Annotated in this window: 14 protein-coding genes and 2 tRNA genes; 6 read left to right on the forward strand and 10 right to left on the reverse strand. The window is 60.6% G+C overall.

Annotation, left to right across the window (positions count from 1 at the left end):
- From G5380_RS10335 to pncC, 8 genes are all read right to left on the reverse strand, one after another.
- Nucleotides 1-77, reverse strand: a tRNA-Arg gene (locus G5380_RS10335).
- Between the two features lie 3 nt (nucleotides 78-80).
- A tRNA-Ser gene (locus G5380_RS10340) sits at nucleotides 81-173 on the reverse strand.
- A gap of 213 nt (nucleotides 174-386) precedes the next feature.
- The gene (gene csrA / locus G5380_RS10345; RefSeq protein ID WP_005336053.1) at nucleotides 387-575 is read right to left on the reverse strand and encodes a carbon storage regulator CsrA; all 189 of its coding nucleotides are present in this window, start codon (nucleotides 573-575) and stop codon (nucleotides 387-389) included.
- Between the two features lie 103 nt (nucleotides 576-678).
- A complete protein-coding gene (locus G5380_RS10350) occupies nucleotides 679-1,917 on the reverse strand; it encodes an aspartate kinase (protein ID WP_041210820.1) in 1,239 nt (412 codons plus the stop codon).
- A gap of 16 nt (nucleotides 1,918-1,933) precedes the next feature.
- Nucleotides 1,934-4,558, reverse strand: coding sequence for an alanine--tRNA ligase (gene alaS, locus G5380_RS10355; RefSeq protein ID WP_421352714.1), 2,625 nt, complete (start codon nucleotides 4,556-4,558; stop codon nucleotides 1,934-1,936).
- 295 nt (nucleotides 4,559-4,853) lie between these two features.
- Entirely contained in the window at nucleotides 4,854-5,363 is a 510-nt protein-coding gene (locus tag G5380_RS10360; protein WP_421352752.1) for a regulatory protein RecX, read from the reverse strand.
- Nucleotides 5,364-5,407: 44 nt separating this feature from the next.
- Nucleotides 5,408-6,472, reverse strand: coding sequence for a recombinase RecA (gene recA / locus G5380_RS10365; RefSeq protein WP_042033271.1), 1,065 nt, complete (start codon nucleotides 6,470-6,472; stop codon nucleotides 5,408-5,410).
- Nucleotides 6,473-6,552: 80 nt separating this feature from the next.
- Nucleotides 6,553-7,044, reverse strand: coding sequence for a nicotinamide-nucleotide amidase (pncC, locus tag G5380_RS10370; RefSeq protein ID WP_204380576.1), 492 nt, complete (start codon nucleotides 7,042-7,044; stop codon nucleotides 6,553-6,555).
- A 217-nt stretch (nucleotides 7,045-7,261) separates the two neighbouring features.
- Between pncC and mutS the strand changes: the two genes are divergently transcribed.
- Nucleotides 7,262-9,844, forward strand: a complete 2,583-nt coding sequence (gene mutS / locus G5380_RS10375; RefSeq protein WP_421352715.1) for a DNA mismatch repair protein MutS — start codon at nucleotides 7,262-7,264, stop codon at nucleotides 9,842-9,844.
- A 104-nt stretch (nucleotides 9,845-9,948) separates the two neighbouring features.
- Here the strand turns inward: mutS and ydiK are convergent, their stop codons facing one another.
- Nucleotides 9,949-11,040: an AI-2E family transporter YdiK gene (ydiK, locus tag G5380_RS10380; protein ID WP_216952793.1), complete on the reverse strand. Its 1,092-nt coding sequence runs from the start codon at nucleotides 11,038-11,040 to the stop codon at nucleotides 9,949-9,951.
- The gene (locus G5380_RS10385; protein ID WP_421352716.1) at nucleotides 11,037-12,425 is read right to left on the reverse strand and encodes a phosphatase PAP2 family protein; all 1,389 of its coding nucleotides are present in this window, start codon (nucleotides 12,423-12,425) and stop codon (nucleotides 11,037-11,039) included. The genes ydiK and G5380_RS10385 overlap by 4 nt, the downstream gene beginning before the upstream one ends.
- A 185-nt stretch (nucleotides 12,426-12,610) precedes the next feature.
- Here G5380_RS10385 and G5380_RS10390 point away from each other — a divergent pair, with 185 nt between their 5' ends.
- The 5 genes from G5380_RS10390 (at nucleotide 12,611) to G5380_RS10410 (ending at nucleotide 17,236) form a co-directional block, all read left to right on the forward strand.
- Nucleotides 12,611-12,988, forward strand: a complete 378-nt coding sequence (locus G5380_RS10390; RefSeq protein ID WP_033113750.1) for a hypothetical protein — start codon at nucleotides 12,611-12,613, stop codon at nucleotides 12,986-12,988.
- Nucleotides 12,989-13,240: 252 nt separating this feature from the next.
- Nucleotides 13,241-13,639, forward strand: a complete 399-nt coding sequence (gene hslR / locus G5380_RS10395; protein WP_033113739.1) for a ribosome-associated heat shock protein Hsp15 — start codon at nucleotides 13,241-13,243, stop codon at nucleotides 13,637-13,639.
- A 78-nt stretch (nucleotides 13,640-13,717) separates the two neighbouring features.
- Nucleotides 13,718-14,602: an Hsp33 family molecular chaperone HslO gene (gene hslO / locus G5380_RS10400; RefSeq protein ID WP_421352717.1), complete on the forward strand. Its 885-nt coding sequence runs from the start codon at nucleotides 13,718-13,720 to the stop codon at nucleotides 14,600-14,602.
- 149 nt (nucleotides 14,603-14,751) lie between these two features.
- The gene (pckA, locus tag G5380_RS10405; RefSeq protein ID WP_421352718.1) at nucleotides 14,752-16,377 is read left to right on the forward strand and encodes a phosphoenolpyruvate carboxykinase (ATP); all 1,626 of its coding nucleotides are present in this window, start codon (nucleotides 14,752-14,754) and stop codon (nucleotides 16,375-16,377) included.
- Between the two features lie 193 nt (nucleotides 16,378-16,570).
- Nucleotides 16,571-17,236 carry a GntR family transcriptional regulator gene (locus G5380_RS10410; RefSeq protein ID WP_005340138.1) on the forward strand — a complete coding sequence of 222 codons (666 nt, stop codon included), beginning with the start codon at nucleotides 16,571-16,573 and terminating at the stop codon, nucleotides 17,234-17,236.
- Nucleotides 17,237-17,260 lie beyond the last annotated feature (24 nt).

Here is a 17,260-nt window from a genome sequence, read left to right on the forward strand (position 1 = left end):
TGGTGCGCCCGAGAGGATTCGAACCTCTGACCACCTGGTTCGTAGCCAGGTACTCTATCCAGCTGAGCTACGGGCGCAAATGGCGGAGAAGGGGGGATTCGAACCCCCGATGCGGGTATAAGCCGCATACTCCCTTAGCAGGGGAGCGCCTTCAGCCTCTCGGCCACCTCTCCGTTTGCGGGGCTGATAATACTTCACAGGGATTTTTAGTCAAACACTTTTTTGGAGAAAAAAGTGCGTTCGCTCAGCATTTGGTCAAAGCGTGGAATATTCAAACAATATCGGCACTTATCCCGCAGTTTCGCGCCCTGCAGGGCAATTTCAGGGGGCCGGAAAAACAAAAGGCGACACATGAGGTGTCGCCTTGTCACAGCCATGAAAGTGGCTTAGAAGCCCGGTTGGCCCGGAACTTTCTCGGCCTGGATGCGCTGGTAGATCTCTTCGCGGTGTACGGAGACCTCTTTCGGCGCGTTAACACCGATACGGACCTGGTTACCTTTAACGCCCAGTACGGTGACAGTCACTTCATCACCAATCATCAGGGTTTCCCCTACACGACGAGTCAAAATAAGCATTCGCTTGCTCCTGTATCCTGTTTTGTTTTTATATCGATATGCGACATTATCTTACAAAGATACCGATATGGTAAATGGTTGAAACTAAATCAATCAGCGATTGTTAGCCCAAAGGCTGCTCTTGGGGCGCTTGATCCAATCCAAAAGCGGCGTGCAGGGCCCGCACCGCCAGCTCCAGATACTTCTCGTCAATCACCACCGAGATTTTGATTTCAGAGGTAGAAATCAACTGCATGTTGATCCCCTCCTCGCCCAATACCTTGAACATGGTGCGCGCAACACCGGGATGGTTCCACATGCCGACACCGACAATGGAGACCTTGGCAATCTCGCCATTCCCCTGCACGCAGGAGGCTCCCAGCTCAGTGGCGGTCTCCTCCAGCAGCGCACGGGCACGGCGGTAGTCGTCACGATTCACCGTGAAGGTGAAGTCGGCGGTGCCATCTCCCAGGGTATTTTGCACAATCATGTCGACATCAATGTTGGCGTCGCTGATCGGGTTCAGGATCTGCGCAGCCACGGTCGGTCTGTCCGGCACACCCAGAATGGTCAGGCTGGCCTCGTTGCGGTTAAAAGCGATCCCGGATACCAGGGGAGCTTCCATCCTCTCACCTCCATATGTGATTAAGGTTCCCTCTCCGTCGACAAAGCTCGACAGCACCCGCAGCGGGACGCGGTACTTGCCCGCAAACTCCACCGAGCGGATCTGCAGCACCTTGGCGCCGAGACTGGCCATCTCCAGCATCTCCTCGAAGGTGATGGTGTCGAGACGACGAGCCTTGGGCTCGATGCGCGGATCCGTGGTGTATACCCCATCCACATCGGTAAAGATCTGGCACTCATCGGCCTTGATGGCCGCCGCCACGGCAACCGCCGTGGTATCCGAACCGCCGCGGCCCAGCGTCGTGATGGCGTTATGCTCGTCACGGCCCTGGAAACCGGCGATCACCACCACCTTGCCCGCAGCCAGTTCGGCATGAACCAGCTCGGTGTCGATGTGGGTGATGCGCGCCTTGCCATAGGCGGAATCGGTGTGAATCCGTACCTGATCGCCAGTCATCGAGACCGCCGGGCAACCGCGTTTGTTCAACGCGATGGCCAGCAGCGCTATGGTGACCTGCTCACCGGTGGAGACCAGTACATCCATCTCGCGCCGGTTGGCATCAGGATCCAGTTGCTGGGCCATGCCCAGCAACCGGTTGGTTTCGCCCGACATGGCGGAGACAACCACCACCACGTCGTGTCCCTGGGCGCGGGTCTGCTCGACCCGCTCAGCTACCGCCTCGATCCGCTCCAGTGTGCCGACCGAGGTGCCGCCGTACTTCTGTACATAGAGTGCCACAGATCACCTCGCCCGATTACAGGCGCTCTTCCAGCCAGGAGTGAACGGATTGCAGCGCTGCCGGCACCGCCTCAGGCTGGGTACCACCCGCCTGTGCCATGTCCGGACGGCCACCGCCCTTGCCACCCACCTGCTGGGCAACCAGATTGACCAGCTCACCGGCCTTGACCTTGCCGGTCAGGTCGTTGGTGACGCCCGCGATCAGGTTGACCTTGCCGTCGGCACAGGTTGCCAGCAGCACAACACCGGACTTCATCTGGTTCTTCAGCTCGTCCAGCATGCCGCGCAGGGATTTCGGATCGGCCCCTTCCAGCGCTGCAACCAGCACCTTCTGACCGTTGATCTCGATCACCTGACCCAGCAGGTCGTTACCGGCCTGAGCGGCCAGCTTGGCCTTGAGCTGCTCCAGCTCGCGCTCCATCATCTTGGCCTTGTCCAGCATCTGGCGAACCTTGTCGGCGATGCAGAACTGGTCGCCTTTCACCAGGGCAGCAGCCTCTTCGATCTGCTCGCCAACCTGATGCATGAAGTCGATGGCCGCTTTGCCGGTCACCGCTTCGATACGGCGCACGCCAGCAGCGATACCGCTCTCGGCGATGATCTTGAAGAAGCCGATATCACCGGTGCGCTTGGCGTGAGTACCGCCGCACAGCTCGGTGGAGTAGTCGCCCATGCGCACAACACGCACGTCGTCTTCATATTTTTCACCAAACAGCGCCATGGCACCGGCGGACTTGGCCGCTTCCAGATCCATCAGCTGGGTGGTGATTTCGTGGTTGGCGCGGATCTGGTTGTTGACCAGCTCCTCGACCCGGCGAATGGTCGCCATGGTCAGCCCCTCGAAGTGGGAGAAGTCGAAACGCATGCGCTCGGCTCCAACCAGAGAACCTTTCTGGGTGACGTGCTCGCCCAGAGCCTGACGCAGGGCAGCGTGCAGCAGGTGAGTTACGGAGTGGTTCAGGGCGATGGCCTGACGACGGTCAGCGTCCACCACGGCCTCAACCTCGGCCCCTTTCTCCAGGGTGCCCAGCTCCATGTAGCCCTTGTGGATGATCGCCTTGCCCGCTTTCAGGGTGTCGGTCACGGCAAAGATGCCGTCGTCCACTTTCAGGATCCCGCTATCGCCAATCTGGCCGCCGGACTCGGCGTAGAAGGGGGTCTCTTCCAGCACGATGACTGCTTCGTCACCGGCAATCAGACCGCTCACCTCTTCCACACCCTTGTAGATGCCGACCACGCGAGTGCGCTCGCTCAGGGTCTTGTAACCGGTGAAGGGGGTCTCGAAGTCGAGCTTGAGCATCTCGTTGTAGTTCACGCCGAAGCTGGACGCTTCCTTGGCACGAGCACGCTGCTTCTCCATCTCGGCCTTGAAGCCCTCTTCGTCGATGCCGATCTCGCGCTCGCGCACCACGTCGGCAGTCAGGTCGGCCGGGAAGCCGTAAGTGTCATAGAGCTTGAACACCACTTCACCCGGAATAACCTTGGCATCGCCCAGGTTGGCCAGAGCGTCTTCCAGCAGCAGCAGACCGCGATCCAGCGTGCGGACGAACTGCTCCTCTTCGATGCGCAGCACGCGCTCGACCAGCGGCAGCTGGGCGATCAGCTCGGCAGCGACATCCTTCATCTGCACTGCCAGCTCGGCAGCCAGTTTGTAGAAGAAGACATCGGTAGCGCCCAGCTTGCGACCGTGACGCACGGCGCGGCGGATGATGCGGCGCAGCACATAGCCACGACCTTCGTTGGACGGCATCACGCCATCTGCCACCAGGAAGGCGCAGGAGCGGATGTGGTCAGCGATGACGCGCAGGGACTGGTTGCTCAGATCGGTAGTGCCGACAATCTCGGCCGCTTTCTTGATCAGCGCCTGGAAGATGTCGATTTCGTAGTTGGAGTGCACGCCCTGCATGATGGCGGAGATACGCTCCAGACCCATGCCGGTATCCACGGACGGACGCGGCAGCGGCTCCATGGTGCCGTCAGCCTGACGGTTGAACTGCATGAACACCACGTTCCAGATCTCGATGAAACGGTCGCCATCCTCTTCCGGTGAGCCGGGACGGCCACCCCAGATGTGATCGCCGTGGTCATAGAAGATCTCGGTGCAAGGACCGCACGGGCCGGTATCACCCATCGCCCAGAAGTTGTCGGAAGCGTAAGGGGCACCCTTGTTGTCACCGATGCGCACGATGCGATCGGCCGGGACACCGACCTCTTTTTCCCAGATATCGAAAGCTTCATCATCAGTCGCGTAGACGGTCACCAGCAGGCGATCTTTCGGCAGTTGCAGCACCTCGGTCAGGAAGCCCCATGCAAACTTGATGGCATCCTGTTTGAAGTAGTCACCGAAGCTGAAGTTGCCCAGCATTTCGAAGAAGGTGTGGTGACGAGCGGTATAGCCGACGTTTTCCAGATCGTTGTGCTTACCACCGGCACGCACGCAACGCTGGGAAGTCGTCGCGCGATTGTAGGCACGCTTGTCTGCGCCAAGGAACACGTCCTTGAACTGGTTCATACCCGCGTTGGTAAACAACAGGGTCGGGTCGTTATGCGGTACCAGCGAGCTGGAGGAGACAACCTGGTGCCCCTGGGAACGGAAATACTCGAGAAACGCAGCGCGAATCTCTGACGTGGACATATACATGGAAAATCCTGCTTGATTCGAATACGGACTTTTAACCGCATTAATGTAAGTTTTCTGCGGGGTAAAGTAAAACGGACAGGGCCGCCACGGGTGAAAAAGCGCACATAAACGGGCCAGAAAAGAGCGTCGCTGCCCACGGTGGCTTTTTTCACTGTCGAGACGCAAAAAAGTAGCGCATAAAGAGGGATGAGATGAACAAAAGGCGGCTTTTTCGGAATTGCGCTCGCAACCTACTGAGCCGGCAGGAAAAACCTGCCACAAGGAGAGGTGAAACGACTTTTGCCACGCAGTGGCGTTACTCTTCCCGCTCCTGCAGGGCCGAGATGGCATAACGGGCCTGATCCTGAGTAAAGCCGCGCCCCAGCAGATATTTGAGCCACTTCATCCGCAGCTTGAAATCGGCCAGATCGGCAATTTTTGCCCGTCGCTCCAACAGTTCGAAGGCAAGCTCGAACCAGTCCAGCTCGGGTTGCTCGAAGGCGGCATCGATCTGGCCATCGTCCAACCCCTTGCGGCGCAGGTCGAAACGGATCTTGAGCGGGCCATGTCCCTTGGCGGCACCGGCCCGCACCGCCATGGCACCATATCGCTCGTCATTGACCCAGTTGTAACCGCGGCAGTAGTCGACCACCGCCTCGATCACCTCTTCCTGATAGCCCTGCTGGCGCAGGCGTCTGGTCAGCTCCGACTCGGCACTCTCGCGGCGGGCCAGACTGCGCATGGCATAGCCACGGGCAGCGGCCAGCTGTTCGGCAAAGGTCGGCTCGGCGGGCTCGAGCGGTTCGGTCACGGATTCATCTACCATCATAAATAACAAGGCCGGGTATCTACCCGGCCTTCCTTTGTTCCTTATTCGAACTCTTGTTCGCTTTCGGCATCGAACTCGTCTGCCTCAACCGGTGCAGCCTTGTCATCGACAGGTACAGCACCGGAGAGCAGCAGCTCGCGCAGTTTGGCTTCCACTTCGCCAGCCAGCGCTTTGTTCTCGGCGAACAGCTTCATCACGTTGGCCTTGCCCTGACCAATCTTCTCGCCGTTGTAGCTGTACCAGGCACCCGCCTTGTCGATCAGCTTGTGCTTGACGCCGAGATCCACCAGCTCGCCCTCTTTGGAGATGCCGGCACCGTAGAAGATCTGGAATTCGGCCTGCTTGAAGGGAGGAGCTACCTTGTTCTTCACTACCTTGACGCGGGTCTCGTTACCGACCACTTCGTCGCCTTCCTTGATGGCGCCGGTACGACGGATATCCAGACGCACGGAGGCGTAGAACTTGAGCGCGTTACCACCGGTAGTGGTCTCCGGGCTACCGAACATGACGCCGATCTTCATCCGGATCTGGTTGATGAAGATGCACAGGCAATTGGCGTTCTTGATATTGGCGGTCAGCTTGCGCAGCGCCTGGGACATCAGACGGGCCTGCAGGCCAACGTGGGAGTCACCCATCTCGCCTTCGATTTCCGCTTTCGGAGTCAGGGCTGCCACGGAGTCGACGATGATGACGTCAACGGCGTTGGAGCGCACCAGCATGTCGCAGATCTCCAGCGCCTGTTCACCGGTATCCGGCTGGGAGATGAGCAGGTCGTCAACGTTGACGCCGAGCTTGGCAGCATAGATGGGATCCAGCGCGTGCTCCGCATCGACGAAGGCACAGGTCTTGCCCTTCTTCTGGGCTTCGGCGATAACCTGCAGGGTCAGCGTGGTTTTACCGGAAGATTCCGGGCCGTAGATCTCGACGATACGACCGCACGGCAGACCACCGATCCCCAACGCCACGTCCAGAGAGAGGGAGCCGGTGGAGATGGCTTCAATATCCATGGTCTTGCTGTCGCCCAGACGCATGATGGAGCCTTTGCCGAACTGCTTTTCAATCTGACCCAGCGCAGCCGCCAGTGCCTTCTGTTTGTTCTGATCCATGCCAATCTCCGCTGGAAATCGTGAGTAAAAAATGAAGTTGGGCTAAGTATACTGTCTATTCATACAGTATCAAGCCCAATTTATCTGAGCAGGGCCAACAGACCCGACAAGGCCTGTCTCACCGCCTGCTGGCGCACCTGCCGGCGATCCCCGTCGAAGCGGGCCAGCAGGGAGTGGTGGCGGCCATTGCTGTCGGCCCAGGCGAACCAGACGGTGCCGACCGGCTTGCCCTCGGTGGCGCCGCCGGGGCCGGCGATACCACTGATAGCAACGCTGATGGAGGCAGACGAGTGCGCCAGCGCGCCGCGGGCCATCTCCAGCACCACAGCCTCGCTCACTGCACCATGCTGTTCAAGGCTATCGCTGCTCACCCCCAACATCTGCTGCTTGGCCTCGTTGGTGTAGGTGACAAATCCGCGATCGAACCAGCCGGAGCTGCCCGCGATGTCGGTGATGGCGCTGGCCACCCCGCCGCCGGTACAGGATTCGGCTGTCGCAGCCAGCCAGCCCCGTTGACCAAGGGCCCGCCCCAGCTCGATGGCGAGGTGCTCTATCTCTGCGTCCAGTTTCATCACAGCTCCTTCTGATTCGTGGAAAGGGCACATTATGCGATCCCGCCGCAGCCCCTCGCAACTGAGCTGATTGTCACAAGGCTGATGACTCGCATCAGCCAAATGGTGGTGTGAGCCAACCTCCCCCGGCGCGGCGCTTATGTGTAGAATGGCGCCATCAAGCTCAAGGCTCATCACCGCAGACCCGGGCCCGCAGAGGCCCCTTCTGGAATAGAACATGACCGCACAACACCAAGCTACTGGCGCCGCGCCAAGCGCCAATCTCAGCGCCCACACGCCCATGATGCAGCAGTATCTGACCCTCAAGGCCGAGAACCCGGAGATCCTGCTGTTCTACCGGATGGGCGACTTCTACGAGTTGTTCTATGACGATGCCCGCAAGGCCTCCCAGCTGCTCGATATCTCCCTGACCAAGCGCGGCCAGTCGGCCGGCAGCCCCATCCCGATGGCAGGCGTGCCCTATCACGCCATCGAGGGTTATCTGGCCAAGCTGGTGCAGCTCGGCGAATCTGCCGCCATCTGCGAACAGGTGGGGGATCCCTCCACCAGCAAGGGGCCGGTGGAGCGCAAGGTCATTCGCATCATCACCCCGGGCACCGTCTCCGACGAGGCGCTGCTCAGCGAGCGGCAGGACAACCTGATCGCCGCCGTCTATCACGATGGCCGCCGCTTCGGCTATGGCACCATGGACATCGGCTCCGGCCGCTTCTTCATCAACCAGTTCGAGAAAGAAGAGACCCTGCTGGCGGAGCTGCAGCGCACCAATCCGGCGGAGCTGCTCTACCCCGAATCCTTCGCCTTCCTGCACCACGTCGAGGGGCGCCGCGGCCTGCGCCGACGCCCGGAGTGGGAGTTCGAGCTCGGCACCGCCCGCAAGCTCTTGTGCCAGCAGTTCGGTACCCAGGATCTGGTGGGCTTTGGCGTCGAACAGAGCGAGACCGCCCTGTGCGCCGCCGGCTGCCTGATGCAGTACGTCAAGGACACCCAGCGCACCGCCCTGCCCCACATTCGCAGCGTGCGCCTCGAGCAGCCGGATCACGCGGTCATCATGGATGCCGCCACCCGCCGCAATCTGGAGCTGACCCAGAATCTGGCCGGCGGTCACGACAACACCCTCTCCGCCGTGCTGGACTGCACCGCCACGCCGATGGGCAGCCGGCTGCTCAAGCGCTGGATCCACCAGCCGATCCGCGATCGGGTGATCCTGAAAGGTCGCCAGAGCACCATCCATACGCTTATCGAGCAGAACCTCTATGACGAGTTGGGCGGATTGCTGCGTCAGGTCGGCGATGTGGAGCGGGTGCTGGCGCGTCTGGCACTGCGCTCGGCCCGTCCGCGCGATCTCACCCGGCTGCGGCAGGCTTTTGCCCAGCTGCCCGAACTGCAGCGCCTGCTGGCGGAGAGCGAGCACGAAGCGGTGCAGCAGTTGCGCGAGCGGGCCAGCACCTTCCCCGAGCTGCTGGACTTGCTGGAGCGCGCCGTGATGGAGGTGCCGCCGGTGCTGATCCGCGATGGCGGCGTGATCCGTGAAGGGTTCAACGCCGAGCTGGACGAACTGCGGGATCTCGCCAACGGCGCCACCGCCAGCCTCGCCCGCATCGAGGAGCGGGAGAAGCTGCTGACCGGCATCAACACCCTCAAGGTGGGTTACAACAAGGTGCACGGCTTCTATATCGAGGTTAGCCGCGCCAACAGCCATCTGGTGCCGGCCCACTACATCCGCCGCCAGACCCTCAAGAACAACGAACGCTACATCATCGACGAGCTGAAAAAGTACGAGGATCGGGTGCTCACCGCCCAGGCGCAGGCGCTGGCGCTGGAGAAACGCCTCTACGAGGAGCTGCTCGATGCCCTGCTGCCGCACCTTGGCGATCTGCAGGAGTCTGCTGCCGCGCTGGCGGAGCTGGACGTGCTGGCCAACCTGGCCGAGCGGGCCGAGACCCTCGACTATCGCTGCCCCACCCTCATCGACGAAGATCAGATCATCATCGAGGCGGGCCGCCATCCGGTGGTGGAGCAGGTGATGACCGACCCCTTCATTGCCAACCCCATCCGGCTGGAGCGGGAGCGGCGGATGCTGATCATCACTGGCCCCAACATGGGCGGTAAATCGACCTACATGCGCCAGACCGCGCTGATCGTGCTGCTGGCCCACATCGGCGCCTTCGTGCCGGCCGACAGCGCCCGCATCGGCCCCATCGACCGCATCTTCACCCGCATCGGAGCCTCGGATGATCTGGCCTCAGGAAGATCCACCTTTATGGTGGAGATGACCGAGACCGCCAATATCCTCAACAACGCCACCGCCCGCAGTCTGGTGCTGATGGACGAGATCGGCCGCGGCACCAGCACCTACGACGGTCTCTCGCTGGCGTGGGCCTGCGCCGAGCAGCTGGCGAGCAAGATCGGCGCCTACACCCTGTTTGCCACCCACTACTTCGAGCTGACCCGCCTGCCGGAGCTGATGAGCGGGCTGGCCAACGTCCACCTGGATGCGGTGGAGCACGGCGACACCATCGCCTTTATGCACGCGGTGCAGGAAGGGGCGGCCAGCCGCTCCTACGGTCTGCAAGTTGCCGCACTGGCGGGGGTGCCGAAATCGGTGATCCAGCAGGCCCGTCACAAACTGCATGAGCTGGAGAGCGCCACCCCGGTAGCCGCCGGTGAAACCCGCCCGGCCCCGGTGGCCCTCGCCCCGCAGCCTCATCCGGTGGTGGAAGAGCTGGAAGCGCTGCGCCCCGACGAGCTCACCCCGCGCCAGGCACTGGACCTGCTCTATCGCCTCAAGCAGATGCTGTGAACAACCGCTGCGGCTCAGGTATGAAACAACTGGCCTGACGCTGTCATCATCAACAAAAGAGCCGCCCATCGGGCGGCTCTTTGCATCGTCTTTTTATAGAACCGTCAATCTATACTGGGCGCTGCCGCGATATGGGTCGCCTCTGACTGGTGGTCACCCTCCTTGATCCAGGCATCCAGCAAGGTATAAGCCACAGCCAGCACCACGGGGCCGATAAACAGACCGATGATCCCCATCGCCAGCAGGCCGCCGATAACCCCCACCAGAATGAGAATGAGGGGCAGATTGGCACCGCGTTTGATCAGGAAGGGACGCAGGAAGTTGTCCATTGTGCCGGCGATCAGCGACCAGACCAGCAGGAAGGTGCCCCAGGTAGTATCACCGCTCCAGTAGAGATAACCGACACAGGAGATCAGCACCGGAAAGGGACCTATCTGGGCGACGATGAGCAGGAACATTACCACCACCAGAACCATGGTGTAGGGGATGCCAGCGATCCACAGCCCCACCCCGGCCACCGAGGATTGCACCAGCGCAGTAACCACCACCCCCATGGCCACGGCGCGGATCGCCTGGGAAGCCAGCACGGTCGCATTGTCACCGCGATCCCCGGCCAGCCGGTGGGCAAAGCGGCGAATGCCGGTCGCCACCACTTCACCGGAGTGATAGAGCAGACCACAGATACCGACCGTCAGCAGGAAGTGGACCAGCAGCATGCCCAGATTACCGGCCTGAGCAGCCAGCCAGCGCGCCGTCTGGCCGAAGTAGGGCGCCAGTTTGGCAAACAGCACCTGACCACCGCTCGCCAGAATTTGCTGCCAGAAGTCATAGAGCTTGCCGCCCACCAGCGGGATCTGCTGCAACCAGAGCAGCTCGGGCGGAGGCGACTGGCTGATATTGGTCCCCAGTTCGATCAGCATGGGGGCTTTCTCCGCCACATTGGCCAGTGTCATAAAGAGCGGAATGACAAACATCAGCAATAGCACCAGGCTCATAAAGAGAGCGGCCAGCGCACGCTTGCCCCACAGCAACCGCTGCACCATCAACATCAGTGGCCAGGTAGCGATGGTGATCATGGTGGCCCACACCAGTGCGGGCAGGAAGGGGCGCAGCACCATAAAGCAGGAGATGATCAGGAGGCTGAGAAACAGCACCCCCAAGGTTATCTTGGCCAAATCCACTTTTTTCATATTCATAGAGTTCCCCTTGCAGGGCGTCCGCCCCTGGGTCGTGAGTCTTGTTTCAAGAGAGAGAGTATCCACCAGAGGCCGACGCTCAACCAGAGCCCCAGCCCGAAAAAGAGCACAAACTGTCCGAGCAGTATGATCAACGAGCTACTGGTTAGCAGCGGCAACAGCCACAGGCCGGCACCGATCAGCAAGCCGCCCGCCAGCACAACGCCCCCTGTAAGCAGCGGGGGATAACCAGCACGAACGAGGGCAGCCTTTCCCCCGAGCCAGAGGCCCAGCGCTACCAGCCCGATACCGGTCAGATGGGCCGATTGGGTCATTCCCCCGAGCGCCAGCGCCGCGGCAATCAGCAGCAACCAGCCTGCCCCACCCCCATCGGTACGCCAGCAGGGACAAGCAGCCAGCAGTATGGCGCCCATCAGCAGCCCCGCCGCTACGTCAGAGATAAAGTGCACCCCGAGCCAGACCCGCGCCAGACCTGTGGTCAGCGCCAGCAGCAGCGCCAGCGAATAGGCCAGCCCGCGCCGGGCAGGCCAGAGCCAGCCAAGCAGCGCCCCCCAGAACAGCAAGGCCGAGGCGGTATGGCCGCTCGGCATGCCAAAGCCTTGGGCACTCTGGGTTGCCAGTTCAGGTTGCAGATGGAAGGGGCGCGGCCAGCTGATCCCCTCCTTGCTTGCCTGCACCAGCAAGCCGAGCCAGAGCATGGCGAACAGCAGCTGGCGCAGTCGCGGCCACCCCAGCAGCGGGAGCAGCAAAGGTATCAGGGCAAGCTGAAAGCCGCCTGAACCAAACAGATTGCTGACCGACAGCCACCAGACATCGGGCCCCAGCCACTGTTGCATGTGCAGCATCAGCGGGATCTCGGCCTGATGCAGCGCATTGCCCTGCATCACGAAATCGGCCTGCCAGCGCACCTCGCTCTCCGGCACCTGATCAAGCCTGGCTTGCAGCCAGTCGAGCTGATCCGGGAAGCGGCGCTGCTCGCGGGGGAGCTGGTCGATGGCGATCAGCCGGGCGTTAAGGATCTCGCCACCCAGATTGGGGGCCTTCAGGATGGAGACAAACGCGGCGCCTTGCTGCGCGACAATCGGTTCCAGAGTGCGACAAGCGAAGATAACCGCCCGCTGCCAGCGACCCAGCTCCTGCACAACCCCCCCCCGCAAGCCGGTCTCTTCATAGAGTTCGCGCAGCGCCGCCTGTTCGGGGCGCTCATCGCCATCTATGTAGCCGCCGCTCAGACTGTAGCGGGAGGAGATGCGATCCTGCACCAGCAGCAGTTGATCCTGATGGCGGATGGCGCAAGCCGCCGCCGAGGGAGCCGCCGGTTCGGCACTCAGGGCTGGCAGAGCGGCAAACAGCGCCAGCAACAGTAAAAAGAGGGTTCTCGACATCAATTTGCTTTCCCTATGCACAATGGCGACAAGCCTCCCAGAAATCAGATAGTTGGGCAACGGTAGCGGCCGGATTGCCGCCGTTCCAGCCGCGCTGGCGGTGCACGGAAGATTGCGATGAAGCAGGGCACTCCCTACTATTGGCGGCTATCTTCAATTTCATGCAGCAAACGCTGGAGCCCTCCATGAGACAGTTCGGCTTTTTCCTCGGCATCGCCATCGGTGTCATCCTGATCCTGTTCGGCAGCATCGTTATCTTTCAGGCCCTGCCTGCGGCACTGGACGTGCTGGAGATGCCAAGCCGCATCCCGTTCGTGCGCGAGGTCTACACCTGGCTGATGACCAGCGCCAACGGCCTCACCGCCCAGCTGGAGCAGAACTTCCTGGAAGCGTTCCAGACCGTGCTCAAGCTGATCCTGCTCATCACCTTCATGTGGGTCTGCGTCAAGCTGGTCAACATGGGGGTGCTGATTATCCGTGCCGGGGTTGACCTGATCCGCACCGCCATCGCCCACAGCGAAGGCAAGGAGGAGAAGAAAGTCGAACCGCAGGATCGCTTCTGATCACCGACCTGACCGGCCAATTGCACTGAACGATGGCGCCCCGCGAGGGGCGACATCTTTTATGCAACATATGGCAGGCAATCTACCCCTTACGGCCAGATCCCCCGCTTTTCCCTTGTTAATCAGCAAACTGCCCATATGTTGCGTGGTCAGGACAACAGCGGGGCACGCCTTCGCTGCCGGCCGGTTTCTATCCAGCGGCCCGCCTCTGGTATAATCGACCACCCCTTTTCCCCGTTATGGAGCCGGTTCATGGCCAATCATCCGGAAAGCGCCCTTGAGGTTCGTCTCGACAAGTGGTTGTGGGCGGCCCGTTTCTACAAGACCCGCTCGCTGGCGCGGGATCAGATTGACGGCGGCAAGGTGCACTACAATGGTCAGCGCAGCAAGCCGGGAAAACAGGTGGAAGTGGGGGCGCTGATCCGCTTCTGGCAGGGGCAGGATGAGCGGGAAGTGCGGGTGCTGGCCATCAGCGATCAGCGCAAATCGGCACCGCTCGCCCAGCAGCTCTATGAAGAGACTGCCGAAAGCCTGAAAAAACGGGCAGAAAACAGCGAGGCGCGCCGCTTCAACAGCCAGTTTGCGCCGAGCCCGGAGCGTCGCCCCGACAAGCAGGAGCGGCGCCAGCTGCTCAAGGTCAAACAGTACTGACCGACCCCGATTTGATACCGGGCTGGCCGCAACCCCAGCCCGCCCGATTTACCTCACCGAAGAACCCAGGAACATATGATGAGCAACCAAGATCTGCTGTATCGCTATCTGTTTGAAGAGTACGAAGTACGTGGCGAGCTGGTCCAGCTGGATCACACCTACCGCCATGTGGTGGAAGCCCAGAACTACCCGGTGCAGGTGCAAAAACTGCTGGGCGAGCTGCTGGTCGCCACCAGCCTGCTGACCGCCACCCTCAAGTTTAAAGGTTCCATCACCGTTCAGCTGCAGGGCGATGGCCCGGTGCGTCTGGCCGTCATCAACGGTGACCACAACCAGCAGCTGCGCGGCGTGGCCCGCTTTGAAGGCGAACTGCCGAGCGACAACAAGCTGCAGAGCCTGATCGGCAACGGCCAGCTGGTCATCACCATCACCCCGGATCAGGGCGAGCGCTATCAGGGCATCATCGCGCTGGACGCCGACACCCTGGCTGGCTGTCTGGAGCACTACTTTGCCCAGTCCGAGCAGCTGGCGACCAAGCTGTGGATCCGCACCGGTTACCACGAGGGCGAACCGCGCGCTGCCGGCATCATGCTGCAGGAGCTGCCCGCCCAGAGCGAGGATCACAGCAACGACTTCGAGCACCTGACCCAGCTCACCAGCACCATCAAGGATGAAGAGCTGTTTGGTCTGGAAGCGGAAGAGATCCTCTACCGTCTCTACCATCAGGACAAGGTACGGGTGTTCGATCCGCAGGCGGTCGAGTTCCGCTGCACCTGCTCCCGTGAGCGCTGCGAAGGTGCCCTGCTGCAGATAGAAAAGGAAGAGGTCATGGATATGGTGCAGGAGCTCGGCAAGATCGACATGCATTGTGATTATTGCGGCGCCCAGTACCAATTTAATGGGATCGATGTCGAAACCCTGTTCAGCAGGGCTCCCGGCAATGATGCAAACAAGTTACACTAATTAAAGGCGGGCAAAACCCGCCTTTAACTTTAATAACAAAAAAATACCCTATTTTATAAAGTTTGATGGCGATCGCTAAACTCTACCACCTAAGTGATAGGATGAACGTCAGATAGAACCCTACCAACCTCTGAACCCAGGAGAATACAATGACAATCGTGGCAGAACCCACCCTGGCCCAACAATTAGGACTGGACCAGTACGGCATCAAAAACAGCCAGGAAATCGTTCGCAACCCCTCTTACGAGCAGCTTTTCGCTGAAGAGACACGCCCTGACCTGGAAGGGTTCGAGCGCGGCGTCGTCACCGAACTGGGCGCCGTCAACGTCAACACCGGTATCTTCACCGGCCGCTCTCCGAAAGATAAATATATCGTCAAAGATGCCACTACCCAGGATACTGTGTGGTGGTCTGACCAGGGTAAAAACGATAACAAAGCCATTACCCCCGAAGTGTGGTCACATCTGAAAGGACTAGTCACCAAACAGCTCTCCGGCAAGCGCCTGTTTGTGGTCGACGGCTTCTGCGGTGCCAACCCGGACACCCGCCTGGCCGTGCGCATCATCACCGAGGTGGCCTGGCAGGCACACTTCGTGAAAAACATGTTCATCCGCCCGAGCGATGAAGAGCTGAAAACCTTCAAACCTGACTTCGTGGTGATGAACGGTGCCAAGTGCACCAACCCGAACTGGAAGGAGCAGGGTCTCAACTCCGAGAACTTTGTTGCCTTCAACATGACCGAGAAAATGCAGCTCATCGGTGGCACCTGGTACGGTGGCGAGATGAAGAAGGGCATGTTCTCCATGATGAACTACTTCCTGCCCCTGCGCGGCATTGCCTCCATGCACTGTTCCGCCAACGTGGGTCAGGACGGCGACGTTGCCATCTTCTTCGGCCTCTCCGGCACCGGCAAGACCACCCTATCCACCGATCCGAAGCGCCAGCTGATCGGCGATGACGAGCACGGCTGGGATGACCACGGCGTGTTCAACTTCGAAGGGGGCTGCTACGCCAAGACCATCAAGCTCTCCGAAGAGGCCGAGCCGGATATCTACCACGCCATCCGCCGCGATGCGCTGCTGGAGAACGTGACCGTTGCTGCCGATGGCACCATCGACTTCGATGATGGCTCCAAGACCGAGAACACCCGCGTTTCCTACCCCATCTATCACATCGACAACATCGTCAAGCCGGTCTCCAAGGCTGGTCACGCCACCAAGGTGATCTTCCTGACTGCCGACGCCTTCGGCGTGCTGCCCCCGGTCTCCAAGCTGACCAAGGAGCAGACCAAGTACCACTTCCTGTCTGGCTTCACCGCCAAACTGGCCGGTACCGAGCGCGGCATCACAGAGCCGACCCCGACCTTCTCCTCCTGCTTCGGCGCAGCCTTCCTCTCCCTGCATCCGACCAAGTACGGTGAGGAGCTGGTAAAACGGATGGAAGCGGCAGGTGCAGAGGCCTATCTGGTCAACACCGGCTGGAACGGCACCGGCAAGCGCATCTCCATCAAGGATACCCGCGCCATCATCGATGCCATCCTGGATGGCTCCATCGAGAAGGCCGAGACCAAGGTGCTGCCGATCTTCAATCTGGAGATCCCGACCGCGCTGCACGATGTGAACCCGGCGATCCTCGACCCGCGCGACACTTACGCCGACAAGGCCGAGTGGGATGCCAAGGCCGTCGATCTGGCAGGGCGCTTCATCAAGAACTTCGAGCGCTTCACCGATAACGATGAAGGCAAACGTCTGGTTGCGGCAGGCCCGCAGCTGTAACAGGCTCGCTTCGTATCAGTGACATCATGCCGGTCAGCCACGCTGACCGGCATTTTTGTTTTTGTGGAGCCCCGAACGCCGCCATCGCCCCCGTTAAAGGGGCCAAAACCTTGCCTTTGCCTGTTGTGACAGGTTAGATTCAGCCAAACTTTATACAATATACAATTTTGTAACGCCCAATCGTGACCCGACCATGACCCCACCCTACAAGACCCGAACCCAGATGGTGATGGAAAACCTCCGTGGCCGGATCCTCCGTGGGGAGTTCCCCGCTGGCGCCCCCTTGCGTCAGGATGCCATCGCCAAAGAGCTGGCAGTGAGCCGCATCCCGGTGCGCGAAGCCCTGATGCAGCTGGAAGCGCAGGGGCTGGTGAAGTTCGAAGCCCATCGCGGCGCCGTGGTCACCATGCTGGACGCCTCGGCCATTGAAGAGCTCTTTTATTTGCGAGCGCTGCTGGAAGCCGATACCCTGTTTCACGCCGTCGACAAGATGACGGAAGCCACCTTCGCGCAAGCGGAGGCGATCCTCGCCCAGTTTGATCACGCCCTGGAGTCAGGCACCCAGATCGAACATTGGGCCGAGTTGAACCACAGCTTTCACGCCACCCTCTATCAGGCAGCCGGTCGCCCCCAGGCACTTGAACTGATCGCCCAGATCAATCTGAGCTGTGACCGCTATGTCCGCTTCGAGCTGCTCTTTGCCAGCGACGGCGTGGACAAGGCGGAGCGTGAACACGCCCAATTGCTGGAACTGTGCCGCGCCCGGCGCAAGCACGAGGCGGTGGTGCTGCTCAGGCAGCATATCGAAGCGGCAGGTCAGTCGATCAAGCGAATCCTGGCCAGCGGCCATAAAAACTGAACACTCATATAGCAACCATCTGGC

The sequence above is a fragment of the Aeromonas sp. 604443 genome (genome assembly GCF_049170315.1).
In the GTDB taxonomy this organism is placed as follows: Bacteria; Pseudomonadota; Gammaproteobacteria; order Enterobacterales; family Aeromonadaceae; genus Aeromonas; species Aeromonas veronii_A.

What these genes read in the sequence shown, in the direction of transcription:
- G5380_RS10385 (WP_421352716.1), bottom strand. Translation starts at nt 12,425, where the DNA reads ATGTCGAGAACCCTCTTTTTACTGTTGCTGGCGCTGTTTGCCGCTCTG.
- G5380_RS10390 (WP_033113750.1), top strand. Translation starts at nt 12,611, where the DNA reads ATGAGACAGTTCGGCTTTTTCCTCGGCATCGCCATCGGTGTCATCCTG.
- alaS (WP_421352714.1), bottom strand. Translation starts at nt 4,558, where the DNA reads ATGTATATGTCCACGTCAGAGATTCGCGCTGCGTTTCTCGAGTATTTC.
- csrA (WP_005336053.1), bottom strand. Translation starts at nt 575, where the DNA reads ATGCTTATTTTGACTCGTCGTGTAGGGGAAACCCTGATGATTGGTGAT.
- pncC (WP_204380576.1), bottom strand. Translation starts at nt 7,044, where the DNA reads ATGAAACTGGACGCAGAGATAGAGCACCTCGCCATCGAGCTGGGGCGG.
- G5380_RS10360 (WP_421352752.1), bottom strand. Translation starts at nt 5,363, where the DNA reads ATGGTAGATGAATCCGTGACCGAACCGCTCGAGCCCGCCGAGCCGACC.
- mutS (WP_421352715.1), top strand. Translation starts at nt 7,262, where the DNA reads ATGACCGCACAACACCAAGCTACTGGCGCCGCGCCAAGCGCCAATCTC.
- pckA (WP_421352718.1), top strand. Translation starts at nt 14,752, where the DNA reads ATGACAATCGTGGCAGAACCCACCCTGGCCCAACAATTAGGACTGGAC.
- G5380_RS10410 (WP_005340138.1), top strand. Translation starts at nt 16,571, where the DNA reads ATGACCCCACCCTACAAGACCCGAACCCAGATGGTGATGGAAAACCTC.
- recA (WP_042033271.1), bottom strand. Translation starts at nt 6,472, where the DNA reads ATGGATCAGAACAAACAGAAGGCACTGGCGGCTGCGCTGGGTCAGATT.
- hslO (WP_421352717.1), top strand. Translation starts at nt 13,718, where the DNA reads ATGAGCAACCAAGATCTGCTGTATCGCTATCTGTTTGAAGAGTACGAA.
- hslR (WP_033113739.1), top strand. Translation starts at nt 13,241, where the DNA reads ATGGCCAATCATCCGGAAAGCGCCCTTGAGGTTCGTCTCGACAAGTGG.
- ydiK (WP_216952793.1), bottom strand. Translation starts at nt 11,040, where the DNA reads ATGAATATGAAAAAAGTGGATTTGGCCAAGATAACCTTGGGGGTGCTG.